The following is a 19,756-nucleotide window of genomic DNA, read 5'->3' as shown; positions in this document are numbered from 1 at the left end:
AGAAGACCCCTCTCTTTTTATCTCTATATATTTTATCGAATGTTGACGAAAATGACCAATCTGATCTATTGGTAAAAACGGCCTTTTCACATATAAAAAGCTGATTATCTCCGCACATCTCTCCCTGCCCAACATATACTTTTACAGAAGCCCAATTCCTAAGAATGGAGTTGAACCCCCTTGCATTACAGCTACTATCCCTATCCGGTGCCATACAGGGAAGATCCTGTTTTGATTCGGAATTTGCAGAAGGCCATCAACGGAGAATTCAGTGCAATTCAATGCTACCGCAAGCTTGCCGAACTCGCCCACAGCGATGAGGTCAGAAAACAGATTGAAGAAATCAGGCGTGACGAGATTCGCCACCTCCGTGAATTTTCCACACTATATGGTTCAATTACCGGCAAACACATCATGCCGAAACAAACGGAAGAATGCCCGGACGATTTCACAAGAGGACTGGACGCCGCTTTTAAAGATGAACAAGAAACCGTCGACTTTTACTTGCGTGCGGCCGAGGAAACGTCAAACTTAAAAGCAAAAGGCGTCTTTACGCGCGCAGCACGTGATGAACAAAATCACGCTGTCTGGTTCCTATACTATCTGATGGAACATTAGATATACCCGTTCAGGGTATATGTACATATCCCCTTAGCTAAAAACACACTCCCCTGTTTTTTTCAAATGCAGCCGGGAAACATAAAACCATATACTGTCATACAGGGGGAATCAACCATGGAGCAATATTCTGAAGCTTGTATTGAGGCTTGCATCGATTGTATGAAGGCTTGCAATCATTGTTTCACTAAATGCTTGGAAGAAAGTGTGCAGCATCATCTCAGCGGATGCATCCGGCTTGACAGGGAATGCGCGGATATTTGCGCGCTGGCGGTGAAAGCCATCCAAACGGACAGCCCGTTTATGAAAGAAATTTGTGCACTTTGCGCCGATATTTGTGAAGCATGCGGCACTGAATGCGGAAAGCACGATCATGATCATTGCCAAGCATGTGCGAAAGCCTGCTTTACCTGTGCTGAACAATGCCGCAGCATAGCAGCGTAAAAAAGAGGGTTCAAAAAAGAACCCTCTTTTTATTTGGACAGCCATACGGAGTACAAATCAATCCATCCCTCTTCATCAAGCACCAGGCCTTTTACATTTTTACTTGATGTCACCTGGAGAACATTTTGATACAGCGGGATCGCATTCAGCTCCTGTTTCATCTGCCGGTCAATGTCACGCAGGATGTCGATTCTCGAACAGCGGTCAGGCATGGAAAACATCCGCTCTGTCATTCCTAAGCAAATCTGTGTCAACTTTTCAGATAGATGCTGATACAAGAAACTGTTCTCCGACAGCAGCAAATGCAGAAAACCAAACTCGCTGTCTTGATAAAACGTCGCACTGTCATGAATGATATCCGCCATCTGCACGGTTTCCGGCCGTCGCAGATCAGCAGCATCACAGAATTGAAGTGTAAGCCTGATACCGTGCTGGGCGCAAATATTTTGAATCCATTCGGCGTCCTCACGATGATCCGTTTCCGAAAAGGTATAAAGCACGATTGTTTCGCCCTCGTATCCGCTTTTCTTCAACAATTCAGATGGTGAAACGCCCTCCCACTCAAAAGAACTCGGATGCAAAAAGGACGTAACCGGGATTCTTCGGTGCCCTCCCGCTTCACGAACGAGCCGTTCAGAGGAAATCAGCAGCCGGAGCGCTTTTCTAAAGCTTCGGTGCTGAAGAGGCCCCTTCTTTTTCAGATTGAGCGACAAATACTGAACATGCCGCTCATCAAAAACAGTTTGCTGCTCAGGACATGTTTGTTTTTCTTGAATGGTAAAACCGTTCATCTCTCCGGCTTGCTCAGAAAAAACAAACTCAACGCGATCCAAATAGGGGCGTCCCTTGAAGTAGCGCTCATTGGCTTCAAGCACAAGCATCCCGCTGTGTTGCTGATTCATCTGAAAAGGCCCTGTTCCATTTTTCCCGCCGCCCTGTTCTGCCGGCAGTATGGACAGCCGTTCATCACAAAGAGCATACGGCAAAAGCGCATTCGGCTTATCGAGTATGAGTTCCACACAATAAGGGCCCTTTTCTAAGACTTGTTTCACTCCGTGCAGAAGCCATTTATACGGGTTGTCAGCCAGTTCCAAAAAGCGCTGAAATGTAAACGCAACGTCCCGCGATGTCAGCGGCTGTCCATTATGAAATGACACACCTTTTCGAAGAAAAAATCTCCATTGTTTTTTTTCGACCTCTTCCCATCCATGAACCAAATGAGGCTTTGGCTCCTGCATATCCGAATCAAACGTGAAGAGTGTATCAAATATCTGTTTGACGAAATGGCCCTCAGACCGTAAAAATATTTGGCATGGATCCAAACTACTGACAGATTCAGGCGTGATGAACAGCCGCAGAACATCCTTCGCCCCATTCTCGCCTGTCTCCGTCACAAATCCGAATACCTCTGAAAGCCACATGTTATATTCGTTTTGAAGCCCTGGAAACGCGGACTGATACTGCTGAAGCAGCTCCTTTGCCTTTTTAAGCTTTCCTGACATGGTATATTCCTTGGCAGTTTGAAGAAGCAGTTCCTCAGGCCTCCGAAGAAACGCGATTTTAGATTTGCGGCCGCGCCCCGCCCCGCTTTCCCGGATAATCCAATTGCTGTTCTCCAGCTTATGTAAAATGAGCTTTGCATTTCTTTCTGTACAAAATAAACAGTCGGCAATCTCAGTGAGCGTCATTTCGTTCATTTGCCCATACTCGGCGCAGCCTGTTTTTACAAGCGCCACGTAGTGCTCTATTAGCTTCAATCCCCGCACCTCCCGACAAAAGGGGAATTTTTATCTCTTCTTTTCTTCACTTTTTGGGCCGCCGCCCCTTCTATACACTACTACTATATCAAACAGCGAAAGGCGGCGATCACATGTTGACCAGTTTTCACTCTATAAAATCGAGATATACCGCTCCCGTTCGGCTCCGCTTTTTCGGCGAATTGCTGACAAGCTTGACAGGTGCAATGATGGGACCTTTTATGGTGCTGTATCTGCATGAACAATTAAACGGCAGTATCATGATGCCAATGCTGATCATCAGCCTTCAGCCATTTGCTGATATTTTCCTGACGCTCGCTGCAGGAAAGGCGGCGGACCGGCTTGGGAGGCGCACAGCGATTTTGACCGCATTGCTTCTTCAATCAGCGGCAATGACAGGGTTTGTATTTGCTGAGCATGCGTATGTTTTCGCCATTCTCTATGTCATGAATGGCATCGGAAGGTCGTTGTACATTCCTGCTTCCCGCGCCCAAATCGCTGAAAGCACGCCGGAAAGCAGACGTTCGGAAGTGTTTGCGGTCATCAATGCGATCTATTCGGCGGGCCTGACGGCAGGGCCGCTTGTCGGGATGCTTCTGTACAATCATAACCCCGTGTGGATATTCGCATTAGATGCTGCGGCATTGTTTGTCTACTTTCTGATCGCTGCACTGAAACTGCCTGAGACAAAGCCGCTACACCCAGCTGCTACCCCGAAAATGTCCGCGAGCTTTACGATATACAGGCCTGTCCTGCTTCTTTTGCTGCTTTCTCTCCCCATCAGCATGTTATATGCACAAACAGAAACAACATACAGGCTGTTCAGCAAAAACATGTTTTCTGACTATCTGTCCATGCTGACCATCTATTCAGCAGCGAAAGCTTTATTCAGCTGTGTTCTCCAAGTACCTCTTGTCAAAGGGACCGAAAAGCTTTCAATGAAAACGATCCTCTCCATTACTTATATTTGCTACTCCCTTGCGGCTGCCGGTTTTGCATGCTCAACCTCCCTGACAATGCTTTTAGTGACGGCAGCGGTGATGACGGTTGGCGAAAGCATCGGGCTAACCCACATCCAGACCTTCATATCGAAATTGGCGCCGCCTCATTTGCTGGGCCGGTTTTATGCTGTCTATGGTCTGCATTGGGATATATCCCGCTCAATCGGACCGCTTGCAGGCGGGCTGATCCTGACATCATTTGGCGGAGAAGTGATTTTTTACGCTCTTGCCGTGTGTCTGCTGACAGCGGGTTTATCTCTGACTTACACAATAGAGAAGCTCGAACACAAGGTCATAAGAAAAGTGAATCGCTTATAGAAAATAATTCATAATTTCTTTATCAACAAAAATATACTATAGTAATAAATACATTCACTACGTGAACAATTGGAGTGTTACGTGAAAAAGGAAGAAGGGTTTTACATTGAAGAAAGACGAAAATCTCCTCAAAGATCTATGGTTTATCGCAATCAGTGCAGCCGGGGGGTTTATTCTTTCATTAACCGGAATATCAATTGGATGGATGATCGGAACACTGATTGTCGCCTGCTGCCTCGCCATGATACGGCCGGCATGGCTGATGATGGCACCAGACCAAAAAGGAATTAACCGACGATGGCTCGCCCTTGGGCAGATGATCCTCGGCATCGAATTGGGCCAAAAGCTGAATTTATCCGTTCTCTCTGTTCTCAAAGACCATTGGTTTTCAGTCGGCGTTATGCTGATATTGTCTATCCTGCTGGCTATGCTGTCAGGATATGTGCTTTGGCGTTTCAGCAAAACGGATATGATGACTAGCTTTGTCGGCACCGCTCCCGGCGGGCTTTCCGCCATGCCGAGCATCGCACAGGAAGTAGGCGCTAATACCGCTATAGTCAGCCTCGTTCAAATGATGCGTGTGCTGCTCGTGGTGCTTTCCATTCCGTTTTTAGTCATTCTGATCTATACAAAACAAGATCGTACCGCAAGTGCCGCAGCAGAGACGATTTCTTCTGCAACGACAGATTTTAGGCTCGCTCCCGTTTTGTGGACCGTCATTCTTATTCTCGCTGCCTGGGGAGCTTGCAAAGCTGCGAAATTTTTAAAATTTCCAGCTCCATGGCTGCTCGGCAGCATGCTCGGTGTAGCAATTGTACATGTTGGCGGAGCTGCGGTGACAGGGCACGACATGACGGCATGGTGGCCATCACAAGCTAACCATGTATCACAAGTATTTCTCGGGGCAACGATCGGCTCTAAGATGTACAAAAGCATGTTTGCCGGCGTCACCCGTATTATCATCGTCGGGTTTGTCTCGTCCGTCGGTTTAATCGCAGCAATGTTTTTGAGCGCCGTGATCGTTTCTGAGCTGACAGGAATTTCGCTCATCACTTCTGTTCTGGCATTTGCGCCCGGCGGGATTGCAGAGATGGCGACGACGTCAGTTACCTTACATGCTGATTCCACCTTTGTCGTTGCGGTTCAGGTCATTCGCGTCATTCTGGTTATTGCCCTGCTGCCGCCGTTTTATCGCCTGCTTCACCATCTTCATGGTGAAAAAAAAGACAAAAAGAGCTCGATTAGCGGCAGTAATGCCTAGTTGAAAAAAGGGTTCAAGAACTTTTAAATCGCAAACCATCGAGATGGGGAAATATAAGTGGATATTTCGTTGTTAATGGATCAGATTTGAAGTGAGTGCTGCCAGAGGGTGAAATGAAAGGCAAAGAAATAATTGACGACTTACTATTGAAAAAGAGGTTAAAATGAATAACCTCTTTTTCTTATATAAAGATATAAAATGATAAAGGGAAATCTATCATTACGTTGATTCTCTTATAATAAGCTTTGTTGGCAGTTTAATAATTCTTCTGTTTAAAGTGACATTACCCGAAATGGACTCGATAATTTTCAACACAGCCTGTTGGCCTAATTCTATTACAGGGATATCAATTGTTGTTATGGTCGGAGTAACGACTTGGCAAATCAATTGGTTGTCAAAACCAATTACAGCTAAGTCTTCTGGAACTTTAAAGCCATTTTTCATTGCCTGTTTAATAATCCCTGCGGCGACTTGATCATTTCCTGTAAATATTGCTGAAGGTCTGTCCTTTAGATCCTTTATCTTATGAAAAACACGAAATCCATCCTCGATATTAAACATTTCGCCCAATATCCATTCGCTTCTATGATGTAAATTGTAATCTTGTAAAGCTTTCAAGTAACCCTCTTTCCTCTGACATTGAGCTTCGCTATATGGAGTATCAAAACAAAACCCAATTTTTTTATGCCCTCTTTCAATTAAATGTACTACCCCCATGTATGTAGCTTCAAATTCATCATACCCAATTATCGTGATGTCCGCTGAGTGATGATATTCATTACATAATAAGATAGGACCATACTTTAAGAAAGGGGATATCTGATCCCATTCATTTTCTAAAGTTCCAAGAATAATACCATCCACTTCTTTATGTTTCAATAACTCTAATAATTCTAGCTCCGTCTGTTTGTCATAAAAGGTCTGAAATACAATTACCTTGTAATTCTTAAACAGTGCTTCATGAGAGACCCCTTTTATTAATTGAGCAAAAAATGGATGGTCGATACTCGGAACCGATAAAGCTATCGTTTGTGTCTTATTTCTCCTAAAATTCCGAGCTAAATAATTGGGAGTGTAGTCAAGTTCGTTAATTGCCTTTAAGATCATATCTCTTTTTTCTTTCGACACATAAGGATGATTATTCAATACTCTTGACACTGTGGTTTTAGACACGTTGCATAATTTTGCTATTTCATCAATTGTAGGCATATTTTCCCTTCCTTAAAAAAGTTGTTGACATGTTACCGATTTCAGAAATTAGGATAAATTTGTAATAAATTTTTAGATTATAAAATCATTGGAGGTACTGTTCATGCAAAAACAGGTTAAGATTTCAGGTAAAAGCAAAGAAAACATGTCACTATTAAAACACTTAAAAGGTGACGTACAAGGAAAAGAACTTGTTATTGAAGACAGTATTGTAAACGAGCGGTGGAAACAAGTATTAAAAGAAAAGATAGATATTGAACATGATCTTTTCAACTATCAAAAAAATCGTGAAATCAGTAAAGTCCCTTTTTTGCCTGTAGACAGATTAATAACCAATGATGAAGTGGAAGATATCTTAAATACATTAACTGAAGTTTTGCCAACTGGAAAATTTACGAGTGGTCCCTATTTAGAGCAATTCGAAAAAGTTTTATCTACATATTTACATAAAAGGTATGTAATTGCAACCAGCAGTGGAACCGATGCTATTATGATAGGTTTATTGGCTTTAGGGTTAAACCCAGGGGATGAAGTGATCATGCCGGCTAATAGCTTTTCAGCTACTGAAAATGCTGTGTTAGCTTTGGGAGGCGTTCCTATATATGTAGATATTAACCCACAAACATTCTGCATCGATCCTGACAAAATTGAAGAAGCAATCACTCCTTATACAAAGTTTATTCTACCTGTGCATTTATACGGAAAACATTCAGACATGCAGCATATCCGTCAAATCGCAAATCGTTATAAATTGAAAGTAATTGAAGATGCCTGCCAAGGAATTGGACTGACAGACTTAGGAAAGTATGCAGACATCACTACATTAAGTTTTAATCCCTATAAGAATTTTGGTGTATGTGGCAAGGCTGGGGCAATAGCAACTGATAATGAAGAACTCGCTAAAAAATGCATTCAATTTAGTTATCATGGTTTTGAAGTAAATGTGAAAAATAAGAAAGTCATCAATTTTGGATTTAATTCAAAAATGGACAATTTACAGGCAGCAATTGGTTTAGAGAGAATGAAGTACCTTTCATTAAACAACTTCAAAAGACTGTTCTTGGCGGATAGATACATTACCCAATTAGCAGAGTTGCAGAATAAAGGCTTTATTGAATTACCAGAATTAAGTGAAGATCATGTATGGCATCTGTTTCCTATTAAGGTGAGAACAGAAGATAGAGCAGATATCATGACTAAATTAAATGAAGATTTTGGTGTTCAAACAGATGTATATTATCCAATACTGTCTCATATGCAAAAAACTCCTTTAGTACAGGACAAGTATGCAGGACTCCAATTGGTTCATACGGAAAAGGCTCATAGTCAGGTACTGCATTTGCCTTTATATCCGTCATTTACTTTAGAAGAACAAGACAGAGTAATGGAGGGACTGTTTCATGTTATTAAGCAAGAAATCGGAGTATAAAACGTTATCCACGGTTGAACATCCTCAATATATTGTTTTTTGTGATTTTGATGAAACGTATTTTCCGCATACAATCGACGAACAAAAGCAACAAGACATCTATGAACTCGAAGACTATCTAGAACAAAAAAGTAAAGATGGGGAACTAATAATCGGATGGGTTACTGGGAGCAGTATACAATCTATTCTCGATAAAATGGGACGAGGAAAATTTAGATATTTTCCGCATTTTATAGCTAGTGATCTTGGAACTGAAATTACGTACTTTTCAGAGCATAACTTCGGTCAGCAAGATAACAAGTGGAACAGTCGCATAAATGAAGGGTTTAGTAAAGAAAAGGTTGAAAAACTTGTGAAACAGCTGCATGAAAATCATAACATTCTTTTGAATCCTCAAACTCAATTAGGAAAGTCACGGTATAAGCATAACTTCTACTATCAGGAACAAGATGAAATAAACGACAAGAAAAACCTATTAGCAATTGAAAAAATCTGCGAGGAATATGGCGTTTCAGTAAATATAAATCGGTGTAATCCCTTAGCAGGCGATCCAGAAGACAGCTATGATGTAGATTTTATCCCCATAGGGACAGGAAAGAATGAAATTGTAACGTTTATGTTAGAGAAATACAACCTAAATACCGAAAGAGCTATCGCATTTGGAGATAGTGGAAATGATGTTCGTATGTTACAGACAGTAGGGAATGGATATCTGCTAAAAAATGCAACACAAGAAGCCAAAAACTTGCACCACCTTATAACTGATAGTGAGTACTCAAAAGGAATTACTAATACCTTAAAAAAATTAATTGGATCATGAGGAGGAAATTAAAATGAAGAAGATTGGCATCATAGGTGCAGGTGGTATTGCAAGAGCGCATGCAACTGCTTTATCTACAATAAAAAATGCAGAGTTAGTAGGGGTATATGACATAAATCAACAAAACGCGGAAAGCTTTGTGAAAACTTTCGGCGGGAAGTCATTTGAAAACGCAGATGAACTAATTGATGCCTCAGAAGGTTTAATTGTAGCATCACCAAACTTTTGCCATAAAGAACATGCTTTGCAAGCATTAGGAAAACATAAGCATGTATTGTGTGAAAAGCCTATGGCTATTTCTCTTGAAGAAGCAAGCATAATGAAAGATACTGCTGAAAGGTTGAGCGTAAGAGCCAGTATGGGATTTAATTATAGATATTTATCTTACGTAAATATCTTAAAAAGCTTAATTATCAATAATGAACTAGGTAACATACTGTCTATAAAAGTACACTTCAAGAAAAATAGTGCACTTAGACGTAAGAAGTTTACTTGGAGAGATGACGCTAACAGTAGGAAGACGAGTGGATCATTGGGGGATCTGGGTATTCACCTTATTGACATGGTATGGTATTTGTTCGAGAGTGATTTCATCACAGAATCAGTAAGGGCAAAAATGAACACAAATGTAAAAACAAAAGAGGATAAACAGGTACTAGTAGATGACTATGCAGAAATTTATGGCCAGCTGAAGAACAAGGTATTTGTAAATATCATCACATCAAAGTGTTCTGTACCTGAAGACTGTGGTTTTAGCATTGAAGTAGTTGGACACAAAAAAGAGTTTAAATACCACACTGGTAATCCTCACGTTTACAAGCTCATAGATGGCTTGAACGTGGTAGACTGCCCAGTACCGCAAAGCCTATTAAACGATCCGCCAAACGAGTTTTATGGATGGGCTGATTCTTTTAGAAGCGAGTTAATCAATTGGATTGCATCAACTCAGAATGATTGGGTTGAGATCCCTTCTTTTAGTGATGGTTTTAGATCTCAGGCAGTGTTAGAAATGTTCTTTGAGAAAGACAGCAACTCTCAACCAATGTCTGTTTCAGCAGTCAACTAGTATTTCAAAGAGAGAAGTTACTAAAAAAGCAGGAATTTATTTTCCTGCTTTTTCATATAGGGGTGAAATGAATGTTAAGAGGGACATATTTATTTGGATATGCTTTCTTTTTTACAGTAGGTATTATCCATATATCAACAGGGAGTTTGACACCATTTCTATTAGAGTCTTTTAACAAGACAACAGATGATATTTCAGTCATAATCTTCTTTCAGTTTACCGGATTTCTAAGCGGAGTATTAATCGCACCGTTAATGATTAAGAAATACAGTCATTTTAGGACACTTACTTTAGCTTTGACAATAATGCTTGCAGCGTTAAGTATCTTTTTTCTAACTAAGGATTGGTATTATATTATTGTAATGGCTTTTCTCTTAGGATATGGAGCAGGCACATTAGAAACGACAGTTGGTTCATTTGTTATAGCTAATTTCGAAAGTAATGCAGAAAAAATGAGTAAGCTGGAAGTTCTCTTTGGATTAGGCGCTTTATCTTTCCCATTATTAATTAATTCCTTCATAGATATCAATAACTGGTTTTTACCGTATTACTGTATATTCACCTTTTTATTCGTCCTATTCGTAGGGTGGTTAATTTTCTTGTCCAAGAACCGAAAGTACGCTAAGAATGCCAACCAACAAGTGACCTTTCCAGATGGAGGAGCATTTCAATACTTTATAGGAGATAGAAAAAAATCAAAGCAATTAGGCTTTTTTGTATTTTTCGCTTTCCTATATGCTGGAATTGAAACAAATTTTGCCAACTTTTTACCTTCAATCATGATAAACCAAGACAATGAACAAATTAGTCTTATAAGTGTCTCCTTTTTCTGGGTAGGGATCATCATAGGAAGAATACTGATTGGTTTAGTAAGTAGAAGGCTTGATTTTTCCAAATACCTCCTTTTTAGTTGTAGTTGTTTAATTGTTTTGTTGATTGCTTTCTCTTATATAAGTAACCCAATACTTCAATTGGGTGGTACATTTTTGATTGGCCTAAGTATAGCAGGCATATTTCCCATTGCTTTAACATTAGCATCAATCATTATTCAGAGGTACGTTGACGAAGTTACAAGTTTATTTATTGCTTCGGCAAGTTTCGGAGGAGCGATCATCTCTTTCTTAATTGGATGGAGTTTAAATCAGGATACGATCTTATTAACCATGGGAATATTTACAACTATGGCGGTCATTCTAGTAGGTATTTCTGTAAAGATTAGGAGAACTAAAACAGAAGACCCTATTTCACTTGAAAACAAAGCATCAAAAACACAGTAGAAAACGTATAAAATAAAGATACTAATAGACATATCGTATAAGCAGTGCAAATTCCTGAACATCTTGAATTTCATTCTTCAAGAGGAAATCTGATTTACGTTACAGCCTTGAAAAAGAAAGAAGAACCGCGAAAAACACGCACCGCAGTGCGTGTTTTTTATTTAAAAATGCTAGGAAGCCCCCCTTCAATTTCTTCTGACGACGGATACCATTTTGTCACCAGATCCCGAAACAGCCGTTCCGCAAAAAGAATCTCTTCCTCAGTATAGCGGTCAAAAAATGACAGAAAACGCTGTTCAGCCTTCTGATGATAATATTTGTGCAAACTGTGCAGCTTTTTTCCAGCAGGCGTCAATCGGAAGTAGACCTCCTTTTTATTATCGCTGAGCTGTGTTCTGTGAAGGAAGCCTGCGCCGAGCAATTTTGTGCTGATGCGTGATACAGTCGCTTTTGTCGTATTCATTTTTTCTGCTATCGACGTGACATTAATTGGTTCGTTGTCCCCGACACAGGATAGAACATGAATTTCTGTCATCGTCAATTGAGATTTACTCCCGTGCTCTACATCCAGCTTCCTCAATTCGTCAGATAAAAAGGCTTTAATAAGCCCCTCCCATTTCTCCTGCTGATGAATGAGCTCCGCATACAATTCAAAAAGATTGCGTTTCGTATGATCTGTGTTCATCGGGTTTTCCATCCTTTTTCATTCGATTGTTTCTTCTATCATACCGTTTTGTTACAGATGAAACAATCGAATTGAATTATACTCGGCTGGTGACGGAAAACCAGCGGCTGATCCCTTTTTGAATCACCTCGGCACAATCGGGCGCTGATGCATCCACCGCCCAGGCTACATGTCCATCGGGACGAATCAATATGGTATGCACATCCCGCAACTTTTCATTCGGTTCTGCAAGCGAGGCGGTTACCGTACGTAAGCCTTTCACTGCGATATGATCATCAGCTTCCTGACTCAATGACAGCAAAACGAATGTCCCGTTTTGGAGAAAGCTGTACAGCCGTTCCGAATTGCCGTCGGAAAGAATCAGCTCCATGTCAGGGAGCCTTGCCCCGTTCAAACGATTCGGCGGCATGGTACGATCAGCTTCATATCTGACATCGAGTGCAGAAATTTGCCCTGCTACATATCGATTCACATCAGGGAAGGCCAGCAGCTCCGACATCATGCTTCGCAAATGGAGGCCTGCTTGACTGAAATCGATCAGCTTTGTCTGTGCCTCTGTGTTTCTGAGGAGCCCTTCAGCTGCCGGATGCCGCTCGTCATGGTAGCTGTCCAAAAGCCACGAAGGCGCAGAGCCTTTGATGGCCGCCGCCAGTTTCCACCCGAGGTTCATTGCATCCTGAAGGCCGACATTCAGTCCTTGCCCGCCCGCCGGAAAATGAATATGCGCGGCATCACCCGCAAGAAAGATTCTGCCGTCCCGATACCGTTTCGCTTGGCGCGCGGCGTTCCCGAACCGCGACATCCACGAAGGGTCGCTTAAACCAAAGTCAGTTCCGCAAATTCGCAGGAGGTCAGCTTTCAGCTCTTCCTCAGTCATAGGCACATCTTTCGGCGTTTGCGTGCGATAAGGACTGATCACAACGACACGATATCGGTCTGAAGATAACGGAACAATCATAACACCGCCCTCTTTTGTGCAAAGGGACAGCACGCCTGACGGCGGCGGAGAAAGGAGCACCACATCCCCAAGCGCAGCGGTGACAGTGCTGTCTGTTCCCGGAAACTCAATTTTCGCCTGTTTCCGGACGGTACTTCCGGCGCCGTCTGCCCCAACGGCAAACTTGCTTGTGATCGTCCGTACACTGCCGTCCCGATCCTTAAAAATCGTTTGGACCGTTTCCCCGTTTTGCGTAACCGCCAGCGCCTCGGCACCCCGAAACACCTCTGTTCCCAGGCTTCGTGCATGATCTTCAAGAAGCTTTTCTGTTTTTGACTGCGGGAGCAAAAGCGTGTAAGGACAGCTCGTATCCAAGCCTGAAAAATCCAGACGGGTATCCAGCATTGAAAAATGTCCGGAAGGTATCTTGCTTCCCTTGGATACGAACCGCTCTAAAATCCCTCTCATCTCAAGGAGCTCCAGCGTTCGAGGGTGCAGCGTCAACGCCTTGGAATGCGGAACAGGTTTTTCAAGCCGTTCAATCACACATGTTCCCAACCCGGCCATCGCAAGCTCAGAAGCCAGCATAAATCCAACCGGCCCTCCTCCTATAATCACTGCTTCATATTTCATCATCATTCACCACTCCTTTTGTTTCATGAAAAACGAACAAAAACCAATAAAAACAGCCTCCCAATCAAAAAATGTATAAATTTTGTTACACAGGTAACAATATTGATTATAGCTCCTTACAAATTTTTCTTCAACACATTTTTCCAAACGGCATACAAAAAGACGCCTCTTCCATTAGCGTCTTTTTATTCGGCATCAGAAATCACACCGACAATATTTTTTTCTCTTATCGGACCAAAATGCCGGCTGTCGAAGCTGTATATGCGATTATCTCCAACGACAAAATATTTTCCTTTCGGCACCTTGCTTGTTCCCGTCACATCTTTCAAAGAAAAATCACCCGTTACATGGCTGCCGGCAGAAACAGATTTCAAATGCTTCAAAAATGGCTCAGCAACCTGCTTTCCGTTCACATACAGCTGATCATCTTTATATTTGATCGTTTCACCGGGCAAGCCGATTACCCGTTTAATCAGCACTTTATGATCAGGGCCTTTAAAAAGGACGATGTCAAAACGATGGATGGTTTTAAATCGATGCGAAAATTTATTGACCAACAATTCGTTTCCTTCCTGGAAGGTCGGGTTCATACTGACGCCTTCTACCTTGTAATCAATAAAGACAGCATTTTTAACCTGAATGGCGAGAACAACGGACACTACACCGGCAAGAAACCAAAACCGTTTTTTCATGTTACTGTCTCCCTCCATCATGCTCACGCTGACTGGCTCTTACATGCAGATACCGCTCCACCTTTTTGCCGACATACCATAAGACAGTGATCACCAATACGGCGATGACCGTTCGAATCGGCTGTGTAATCAGCGCGTGCAGATCATATCCGATGAAGCTGATCATAAAAATCATGACAAGCTTCCCCGAGGCTGCCGCCAAAATAAACGGCCGCGTTCCGATCCTTGACAAACCGGCAACAACATTCACCGCGGCTGACGGTGTAAATGGAAAACAAAGCAGAAGAAACATGGGACCGAAGCCGTGTCTTTCCACCCATAACATCAGCTTTCTGACAGACGGATGACTGCGGATAAATCCAAGCAATTTTCTCTGTCCGTATTGACGCACAATTAAAAATACGAGAATGGAACCAGCAGTTGATCCCGCCCAGGACAGGATGAATCCTTCCCACAAGCCAAACGAGTTCGTATTCGCCACCACAAACACGATTAGCGGCAAAAACGGGAGAAATGCTTCAATTAAAGGCAGCAGCACAGCAATGAGCGGACCGAAAGCCCTATAGCTTTGAAATAATTCAGTTAAATGTTCTTGTGTCAAATAGGATAAAAAATGCTCCAACATTTATACTCCTTACCAGGTTTGTCTATCCTTATTCTACACATTATCAGCAGAAAACTAAAAAGTTTTGGTGATTTTTTCTGTCTTGAAACATTTCACCAGCCGATATAGAATACAAATAGAACAAACGTTCCCTTAGAAGGAAGGAGTCAACATGCCAAATCTGCAGGAGGAAATATACGATTTAATTGAACGGGCTCTCTTTTTGCCCATGGCCATTACGATTTTTAACCGTGATCTCGCCGGAATTGAAGAAAGCACATTAAAATTGAAGCATCCTTATAAACAGCTTATCAGCGAATCATTAAAAATAGCACAAAAGGATTTGATGGAAGTCAGAAAAGAACTGAGGAAAAGAAAAATTGCAATCCGCGAGACGGAACGCGATGAGGCCTTTACGCTCTATACATTTGTCATCGACGGTTATGAAGAAAACCACCGCTATTTTAATCCGCGAATCCGTGAGCAGGTCAGCGAATTATTAACATACTATCTATTTGCCCCAGACAGACTCTGAGCCTTTTGAATCATACTGCCCGTTCCCTCTTCGGGCGATTCAGAGTATTAATTTCAGACAATTCACACTATACAAACAAAATAAATTTATTTATAATTCGAACCACAGCCTTTCACCCTAAAAAGTGACATGTACTGCCATATCTGCGACATCATTTTCAGTACGCTTGGGCTTGTACACCCCATTCCTAAATAGAAGGAGGATTCTATGAAACTGATTCACGTTCTTGCCGCTTTGCCCTTTATCGGAATCTTACTCGGCATCCCTTTTGCAAATAAGGTGACCCCCTATGTGTTCGGCATGCCGTTTATTCTTGCCTATATTGTGATGTGGGCTCTTTTGACCTCTGCGCTGATGGCGATTGTATATGTCCTCGACAAGGAAAATAAAAAGGAGGAAGCAGAATGAATGCAGCACTCATCATCATTTTCGGTGTCCTGCTCTTGAGTATTTTTCTCGGTATACGCGCCCAAAAAGGAAAAGACATGAACCTGGAGCAGTGGACGGTCGGAGGGCGCGGCTTCGGAACTGTTTTCGTCTTCCTTTTGATGGCAGGCGAAATTTATACTACTTTTACGTTTCTCGGCGGCAGCGGCTGGGCCTACGGAAAGGGCGGTCCATCCTTTTATATCATCGCCTACGGATGTCTGGCCTACATCCTTTCTTACTGGCTTCTTCCGGCAGTTTGGTTGTACGCGAAACAGCATAAACTGATGTCGCAGTCTGATTTTTTCACAAAAAAATACAACAGTCCGCTGCTTGGCATTCTCGTTTCACTGGTCGGCATCGCCGCACTCATTCCCTATCTTGTACTGCAGCTGAAAGGCCTCGGGCTGATTGTATCGGAAACCTCGTACGGCAAAATCACCCCGACCGCCGCCATCTGGATCGGCGCTGTTTCCATCACGGTTTATGTTATGGTTTCAGGCATTCACGGGTCTGCCTGGATATCGGTTGTGAAGGACATCATGATTCTGGTTGTCGTTCTGCTTTTAGGTGTGTATTTGCCAATTCATTACTACGGCGGATTTCAAGACATGTTTCAGCAGATTGAAACGGCAAAGCCTGGCTTTCTTACGCTCCCCGAATCGGGACAAAGTGTGGCCTGGTTCAGTTCAACCGTACTCTTGACAGCGCTTGGTTTTTACATGTGGCCTCACACGTTTTCCGCCTCGTATTCAGCTGAAAATCCAAAAGTCTTTCGCAAAAACGCCATCATCATGCCTTTGTACCAGCTGGTCCTGCTCTTCGTCCTTTTCGTTGGCTTTGCGGCTATCCTGCAAGTTCCAGATCTGAAAGGCGCAGACGGGGATCTATCGCTTTTGAGACTGTCTCTGCAAACATTTGACCCTTGGTTTGTCGGAATTATCGGTGCTGCCGGACTGCTGACAGCACTTGTGCCAGGGTCTATGATCTTAATGTCCGCCTCCACGCTGTTTGCAAAAAATGTGTACAAGGTAATCGCGCCCCGCACGACAGAACTGCAAGTATCGGCGCTTGCTAAGTTTTTAGTGCCGGTGATTGCGTTGATTTCGGTGTATTTTACCTTCAAAGGCGGGAATACCATCGTTACGTTGCTTTTGATGGGCTACAGCCTTGTCACACAGCTATTCCCCGCCCTTTTGTTCAGCCTGTTCAAGCATAATATGGTGACAAAGCAAGGAGCCTTCGCCGGCATTATTGCAGGTGTCGGAGCAGTTACTTATATTACAATGACGGAAACGATCATCGGCACTTTATTTCCGGCGCTGCCGCAAGCCGCAAAAGACTTGAATGTAGGCATCGTCGCCCTGCTTTTGAATATCACGGTCATGATGGCAGTCAGCCTTATGACAAGGAAGGCGAAAAGCGCTGCGGCCGATCAGGCAGCTTAAGCAATAGAAAAAGCAATCTGGACACCAGATTGCTTTTTCTTATTTACCGTTCACAGGCGATAAGATCTTTATCGCGGTCTTTCTTTTTATTGGCATCATAAAGGTCCTTAGAGACGTAAGGCTTGTACTTTGTTTTTCCGCCTTTGTTTTTCGTCTTCGAAGTGCGGGCCACTCCGCCTTTGTATACTTTGTTTAACTCCTTGCAGTTCTTATAGACCTTCACCTTTGTTTTGGCTTCCGCCACATGGTCAGCTCCGTATGAAAAACCGAAAACGAGACCGAGTGACAGCAAAATCGCCGCCGCTTTTTTCATGACGATCCACTCTCCCAATACCCAATATTTAGTTGATTTATAGCTCGAATTTATCATAATTCATATAGTCTTATTTGACAAGATAAATATGGAAGAAGGCTTTGTTTTTTCTTGTTTTCTTTGGTCCTTCAGTGTTCAAACTGCCAACACATGTTTTTCTGTTTATGCTCAGGGGTACACATACGAATGTACACCAAACAGAAAAGGAGCGTTGCTGATGTCTGATTCAAATCTTACGAATCCTATAAAAGCATTTTTTCATGATGAATTTCCCGAACAATATCAAGAACCGCCAGGCCTGCAAAAGAACATGAAGCCTGTCCCTGATTGCGGAGAAAAAAGCTACAAAGGATCAGGTAAACTAACGGGTCGAAAAGCGCTTGTCACGGGCGGCGATTCCGGTATCGGCCGCGCTGCCGCGATTGCTTACGCCAGAGAAGGTGCCGATGTGGCCATTAACTACTTGCCCGAGGAACAGCCAGATGCTGAAGAGGTAAAAGAACTGATTGAAGCAGAAGGCCGAAAAGCAGTGCTGATCCCCGGAGATTTGAGCGACGAATCCTTTTGCCAAGATCTAGTCAAACAGTCGCATCACGAACTCGGCGGACTTGATGTGCTAGCGCTCGTTGCAGGCAAACAGCAAGCGGTCGAAAACATCGAAGATCTGCCTACTGAACAAATCTATAAAACATTTGAAGTGAACGTCTTTTCCCTTTACTGGGTTGTAAAAGCGGCGCTTCCGTATTTGCCGGAGGGAGCTTCAATTATCACAACTACCTCAGTAGAAGGCTATAATCCAAGCCCGATGCTGTTAGATTACGCAGCAACGAAAAACGCCATTATCGGCTTTACCGTCGGACTGGGAAAACAGCTTGCTTCCAAAGGCATCAGAGTAAATTCAGTTGCGCCCGGACCAATTTGGACACCGCTGCAAATTTCCGGCGGACAGCCGACGGAAAACATCCCGAAATTCGGACAAGGCACGCCGCCAGCTCCATTACATCGCGCTGGACAGCCAGTGGAATTGGCCGATGTTTATGTATTTCTAGCTTCAGAGAATTCAAGCTATGTGACATCTCAGGTATATGGCATCACCGGAGGAATTCCGACGGCATAGCTTTATGAAAGGAGCTGCCCTGTTCGGTCAGCTCCTTCCTATTTTTCTAATACCGTTCCCCGAGCTCACGCAAAATAAAATCATAAATCATCTTCGTCCGCTCTTCTTTCGGGTACAGCATAAATTCCTGTCTTTTCGGAACGCTGTGGTCGATTCTGTCTTGGAATTTGGTTCTGAGCCACGCTGTTCGGTATACCTGGTTCTCGAACGAATTATAAGAGATCGGCAGCTCCATCGTTTTCCCATTCGAAAACGTCACTTCCGTATCGTCGAATTCAGTCGCTTTGAATTCTTTTACATGCACATGGGAAATCCAGCCGCATTGGGGTCTTGTCGAAGAAAGTGTAGGGAATAAAAAGATTTGGTTCGAAGGGTCCACCATGATTGGCGGCTTGTGTGAAATTTTTGTCACTTCATAAGTTCCTGCTTTTCTTCCCGCATAGCTTGATCCAAAAAATCGGCAGCTTCTGTCGACAATTTGCAGCGGCTTCATGTTGACATAAAACACGCAATCTTTTTCAATAATTCTGGAACAGATTTTGCCGTCTATTTCTTCTGGCAGCACGGCAATTGTTGCGCCGTTCACTTCATACGATTCTAAAGGTGCGTCTGTTTTCTGACTCATATTATGGCCTCCATCCTTTTTCTGCAAAATTTATACTAATAATCTATCATCTGTTTTTGTAAAACGACAGGTTTTTTTAACATTTAAGATAAAATCATCTTTTAATGATATTTAATGGTACTAAATTACTAGTAATAAACCGATTTTACTTTCATAAGACTTGCCGGTTTACGGCATTTTGCAGGATATGTCGATAGATTGCCAAGTATTAGTTGTCTAAAAATTATAAAAATTTATTGATTTTTTCGACCGTTATCCATATACTATAAAAAAGGCATTGGGGGGATTCTTTATGAAAGAGAAAAAATCGTACACTGAGCTCATGAAGTCCCGCAACACGCAAAAAACAAAAGAATTCGATGTCACAATGACGGATATTTACATTCAAATGGTGCTCGATGAATCCTTGTATAACCGTCGGCTTGCCATGCTGACGGACCAAATTAACAAAGCCTTGGACGAAAAAGATAAAGATGCGTTTCTTACGCTCTCTAAAGAATATGCAGCGCTCAAGCAGAGCGAATAAGCCAATCCTTCAAGG

The 19,756-nt window shown here is 42.7% G+C and carries 21 protein-coding genes; 13 read left to right on the top strand and 8 right to left on the bottom strand.

Going from position 1 to position 19,756, the window contains the following annotated elements; genetic code table 11:
* The first annotated feature begins 180 nt into the window (after positions 1-180).
* Together MHH79_RS05745 and MHH79_RS05740 are read left to right on the top strand one after the other, a co-directional pair.
* On the top strand, positions 181-618 hold the full coding sequence (locus MHH79_RS05745) for a ferritin family protein (protein ID WP_063335008.1): 438 nt from the start codon (positions 181-183) through the stop codon (positions 616-618).
* 117 nt (positions 619-735) lie between these two features.
* Positions 736-1,062: a four-helix bundle copper-binding protein gene (locus tag MHH79_RS05740; RefSeq protein ID WP_063335007.1), complete on the top strand. Its 327-nt coding sequence runs from the start codon at positions 736-738 to the stop codon at positions 1,060-1,062.
* A 29-nt stretch (positions 1,063-1,091) separates the two neighbouring features.
* On the opposite strand, the gene MHH79_RS05735 is transcribed toward MHH79_RS05740, so the two are convergent.
* Entirely contained in the window at positions 1,092-2,819 is a 1,728-nt protein-coding gene (locus MHH79_RS05735) for an SgrR family transcriptional regulator (protein ID WP_015483055.1), read from the bottom strand.
* A gap of 113 nt (positions 2,820-2,932) precedes the next feature.
* Between MHH79_RS05735 and MHH79_RS05730 the strand changes: the two genes are divergently transcribed.
* Together MHH79_RS05730 and MHH79_RS05725 are read left to right on the top strand one after the other, a co-directional pair.
* Positions 2,933-4,138 carry an MFS transporter gene (locus tag MHH79_RS05730; RefSeq protein ID WP_309529737.1) on the top strand — a complete coding sequence of 402 codons (1,206 nt, stop codon included), beginning with the start codon at positions 2,933-2,935 and terminating at the stop codon, positions 4,136-4,138.
* A gap of 106 nt (positions 4,139-4,244) precedes the next feature.
* Positions 4,245-5,399 carry an AbrB family transcriptional regulator gene (locus tag MHH79_RS05725; RefSeq protein ID WP_015383286.1) on the top strand — a complete coding sequence of 385 codons (1,155 nt, stop codon included), beginning with the start codon at positions 4,245-4,247 and terminating at the stop codon, positions 5,397-5,399.
* 219 nt (positions 5,400-5,618) lie between these two features.
* On the opposite strand, the gene ntdR is transcribed toward MHH79_RS05725, so the two are convergent.
* On the bottom strand, positions 5,619-6,608 hold the full coding sequence (gene ntdR / locus MHH79_RS05720; RefSeq protein ID WP_340035033.1) for an NTD biosynthesis operon transcriptional regulator NtdR: 990 nt from the start codon (positions 6,606-6,608) through the stop codon (positions 5,619-5,621).
* Positions 6,609-6,711: 103 nt separating this feature from the next.
* Between ntdR and ntdA the strand changes: the two genes are divergently transcribed.
* From ntdA to glcP, 4 genes are all read left to right on the top strand, one after another.
* Positions 6,712-8,037, top strand: coding sequence for a 3-dehydro-glucose-6-phosphate--glutamate transaminase (gene ntdA, locus MHH79_RS05715; RefSeq protein WP_133953536.1), 1,326 nt, complete (start codon positions 6,712-6,714; stop codon positions 8,035-8,037).
* Positions 8,009-8,857 carry a kanosamine-6-phosphate phosphatase gene (gene ntdB / locus MHH79_RS05710; protein ID WP_340035032.1) on the top strand — a complete coding sequence of 283 codons (849 nt, stop codon included), beginning with the start codon at positions 8,009-8,011 and terminating at the stop codon, positions 8,855-8,857. Before ntdA ends, ntdB begins: the two co-directional genes overlap by 29 nt.
* 13 nt (positions 8,858-8,870) lie before the next feature.
* The gene (gene ntdC, locus MHH79_RS05705; RefSeq protein ID WP_063335000.1) at positions 8,871-9,923 is read left to right on the top strand and encodes a glucose-6-phosphate 3-dehydrogenase NdtC; all 1,053 of its coding nucleotides are present in this window, start codon (positions 8,871-8,873) and stop codon (positions 9,921-9,923) included.
* A gap of 71 nt (positions 9,924-9,994) precedes the next feature.
* Entirely contained in the window at positions 9,995-11,200 is a 1,206-nt protein-coding gene (gene glcP / locus MHH79_RS05700) for a glucose/mannose transporter GlcP (protein ID WP_063334999.1), read from the top strand.
* Positions 11,201-11,357: 157 nt separating this feature from the next.
* Here the strand turns inward: glcP and MHH79_RS05695 are convergent, their stop codons facing one another.
* From MHH79_RS05695 to MHH79_RS05680, 4 genes are all read right to left on the bottom strand, one after another.
* On the bottom strand, positions 11,358-11,885 hold the full coding sequence (locus tag MHH79_RS05695; protein WP_003245853.1) for a MarR family transcriptional regulator: 528 nt from the start codon (positions 11,883-11,885) through the stop codon (positions 11,358-11,360).
* A 76-nt stretch (positions 11,886-11,961) separates the two neighbouring features.
* Positions 11,962-13,461 (bottom strand): monooxygenase, encoded by a 1,500-nt coding sequence (locus MHH79_RS05690; RefSeq protein ID WP_340035031.1) that lies wholly within the window; start codon positions 13,459-13,461, stop codon positions 11,962-11,964.
* A gap of 179 nt (positions 13,462-13,640) precedes the next feature.
* Positions 13,641-14,147 carry a signal peptidase I gene (gene lepB, locus MHH79_RS05685; protein WP_003233128.1) on the bottom strand — a complete coding sequence of 169 codons (507 nt, stop codon included), beginning with the start codon at positions 14,145-14,147 and terminating at the stop codon, positions 13,641-13,643.
* Between the two features lies 1 nt (position 14,148).
* Complete coding sequence (locus MHH79_RS05680) at positions 14,149-14,772, bottom strand: VTT domain-containing protein (RefSeq protein ID WP_010886465.1); 624 nt, start codon at positions 14,770-14,772, stop codon at positions 14,149-14,151.
* 151 nt (positions 14,773-14,923) lie between these two features.
* On the opposite strand from MHH79_RS05680, the gene MHH79_RS05675 reads away from it, so the two are divergent.
* From MHH79_RS05675 to MHH79_RS05665, 3 genes are all read left to right on the top strand, one after another.
* On the top strand, positions 14,924-15,286 hold the full coding sequence (locus MHH79_RS05675) for a hypothetical protein (RefSeq protein WP_003233132.1): 363 nt from the start codon (positions 14,924-14,926) through the stop codon (positions 15,284-15,286).
* A 207-nt stretch (positions 15,287-15,493) separates the two neighbouring features.
* Positions 15,494-15,694: a DUF3311 domain-containing protein gene (locus MHH79_RS05670; RefSeq protein ID WP_003224377.1), complete on the top strand. Its 201-nt coding sequence runs from the start codon at positions 15,494-15,496 to the stop codon at positions 15,692-15,694.
* Entirely contained in the window at positions 15,691-17,160 is a 1,470-nt protein-coding gene (locus MHH79_RS05665; protein WP_340035030.1) for a sodium:solute symporter, read from the top strand. The genes MHH79_RS05670 and MHH79_RS05665 overlap by 4 nt, the downstream gene beginning before the upstream one ends.
* Before the next feature lie 43 nt (positions 17,161-17,203).
* Here the strand turns inward: MHH79_RS05665 and MHH79_RS05660 are convergent, their stop codons facing one another.
* On the bottom strand, positions 17,204-17,473 hold the full coding sequence (locus MHH79_RS05660; RefSeq protein WP_100506218.1) for an excalibur calcium-binding domain-containing protein: 270 nt from the start codon (positions 17,471-17,473) through the stop codon (positions 17,204-17,206).
* Positions 17,474-17,690: 217 nt separating this feature from the next.
* Between MHH79_RS05660 and MHH79_RS05655 the strand changes: the two genes are divergently transcribed.
* Positions 17,691-18,590 carry an SDR family oxidoreductase gene (locus tag MHH79_RS05655; RefSeq protein WP_063334995.1) on the top strand — a complete coding sequence of 300 codons (900 nt, stop codon included), beginning with the start codon at positions 17,691-17,693 and terminating at the stop codon, positions 18,588-18,590.
* Between the two features lie 46 nt (positions 18,591-18,636).
* Here MHH79_RS05655 and comK read toward each other — a convergent pair whose 3' ends face one another.
* The gene (comK, locus tag MHH79_RS05650) at positions 18,637-19,215 is read right to left on the bottom strand and encodes a competence transcription factor ComK (protein WP_015483050.1); all 579 of its coding nucleotides are present in this window, start codon (positions 19,213-19,215) and stop codon (positions 18,637-18,639) included.
* Positions 19,216-19,507: 292 nt separating this feature from the next.
* Between comK and MHH79_RS05645 the strand changes: the two genes are divergently transcribed.
* Positions 19,508-19,741, top strand: a complete 234-nt coding sequence (locus MHH79_RS05645; protein ID WP_003233142.1) for an IDEAL domain-containing protein — start codon at positions 19,508-19,510, stop codon at positions 19,739-19,741.
* Positions 19,742-19,756: the final 15 nt, after the last annotated feature.

The organism is Bacillus sp. FSL K6-0993 (assembly GCF_037977205.1).
Taxonomy (GTDB): Bacteria; Bacillota; Bacilli; order Bacillales; family Bacillaceae; genus Bacillus; species Bacillus subtilis.
Note: the sequence above shows the minus strand (reverse complement) of the source record. Positions and strands in the feature narration are given on the sequence as shown.

Coding starts and splice junctions, on each gene's coding strand:
- MHH79_RS05660 (WP_100506218.1), bottom strand. CDS start 17,473: ATGAAAAAAGCGGCGGCGATTTTGCTGTCACTCGGTCTCGTTTTCGGT.
- MHH79_RS05690 (WP_340035031.1), bottom strand. CDS start 13,461: ATGATGATGAAATATGAAGCAGTGATTATAGGAGGAGGGCCGGTTGGA.
- MHH79_RS05730 (WP_309529737.1), top strand. CDS start 2,933: ATGTTGACCAGTTTTCACTCTATAAAATCGAGATATACCGCTCCCGTT.
- MHH79_RS05675 (WP_003233132.1), top strand. CDS start 14,924: ATGCCAAATCTGCAGGAGGAAATATACGATTTAATTGAACGGGCTCTC.
- lepB (WP_003233128.1), bottom strand. CDS start 14,147: ATGAAAAAACGGTTTTGGTTTCTTGCCGGTGTAGTGTCCGTTGTTCTC.
- MHH79_RS05665 (WP_340035030.1), top strand. CDS start 15,691: ATGAATGCAGCACTCATCATCATTTTCGGTGTCCTGCTCTTGAGTATT.
- MHH79_RS05645 (WP_003233142.1), top strand. CDS start 19,508: ATGAAAGAGAAAAAATCGTACACTGAGCTCATGAAGTCCCGCAACACG.
- MHH79_RS05670 (WP_003224377.1), top strand. CDS start 15,494: ATGAAACTGATTCACGTTCTTGCCGCTTTGCCCTTTATCGGAATCTTA.
- comK (WP_015483050.1), bottom strand. CDS start 19,215: ATGAGTCAGAAAACAGACGCACCTTTAGAATCGTATGAAGTGAACGGC.
- MHH79_RS05655 (WP_063334995.1), top strand. CDS start 17,691: ATGTCTGATTCAAATCTTACGAATCCTATAAAAGCATTTTTTCATGAT.
- glcP (WP_063334999.1), top strand. CDS start 9,995: ATGTTAAGAGGGACATATTTATTTGGATATGCTTTCTTTTTTACAGTA.
- MHH79_RS05740 (WP_063335007.1), top strand. CDS start 736: ATGGAGCAATATTCTGAAGCTTGTATTGAGGCTTGCATCGATTGTATG.
- ntdR (WP_340035033.1), bottom strand. CDS start 6,608: ATGCCTACAATTGATGAAATAGCAAAATTATGCAACGTGTCTAAAACC.
- ntdA (WP_133953536.1), top strand. CDS start 6,712: ATGCAAAAACAGGTTAAGATTTCAGGTAAAAGCAAAGAAAACATGTCA.
- ntdB (WP_340035032.1), top strand. CDS start 8,009: ATGTTATTAAGCAAGAAATCGGAGTATAAAACGTTATCCACGGTTGAA.
- MHH79_RS05680 (WP_010886465.1), bottom strand. CDS start 14,772: ATGTTGGAGCATTTTTTATCCTATTTGACACAAGAACATTTAACTGAA.
- MHH79_RS05695 (WP_003245853.1), bottom strand. CDS start 11,885: ATGAACACAGATCATACGAAACGCAATCTTTTTGAATTGTATGCGGAG.
- ntdC (WP_063335000.1), top strand. CDS start 8,871: ATGAAGAAGATTGGCATCATAGGTGCAGGTGGTATTGCAAGAGCGCAT.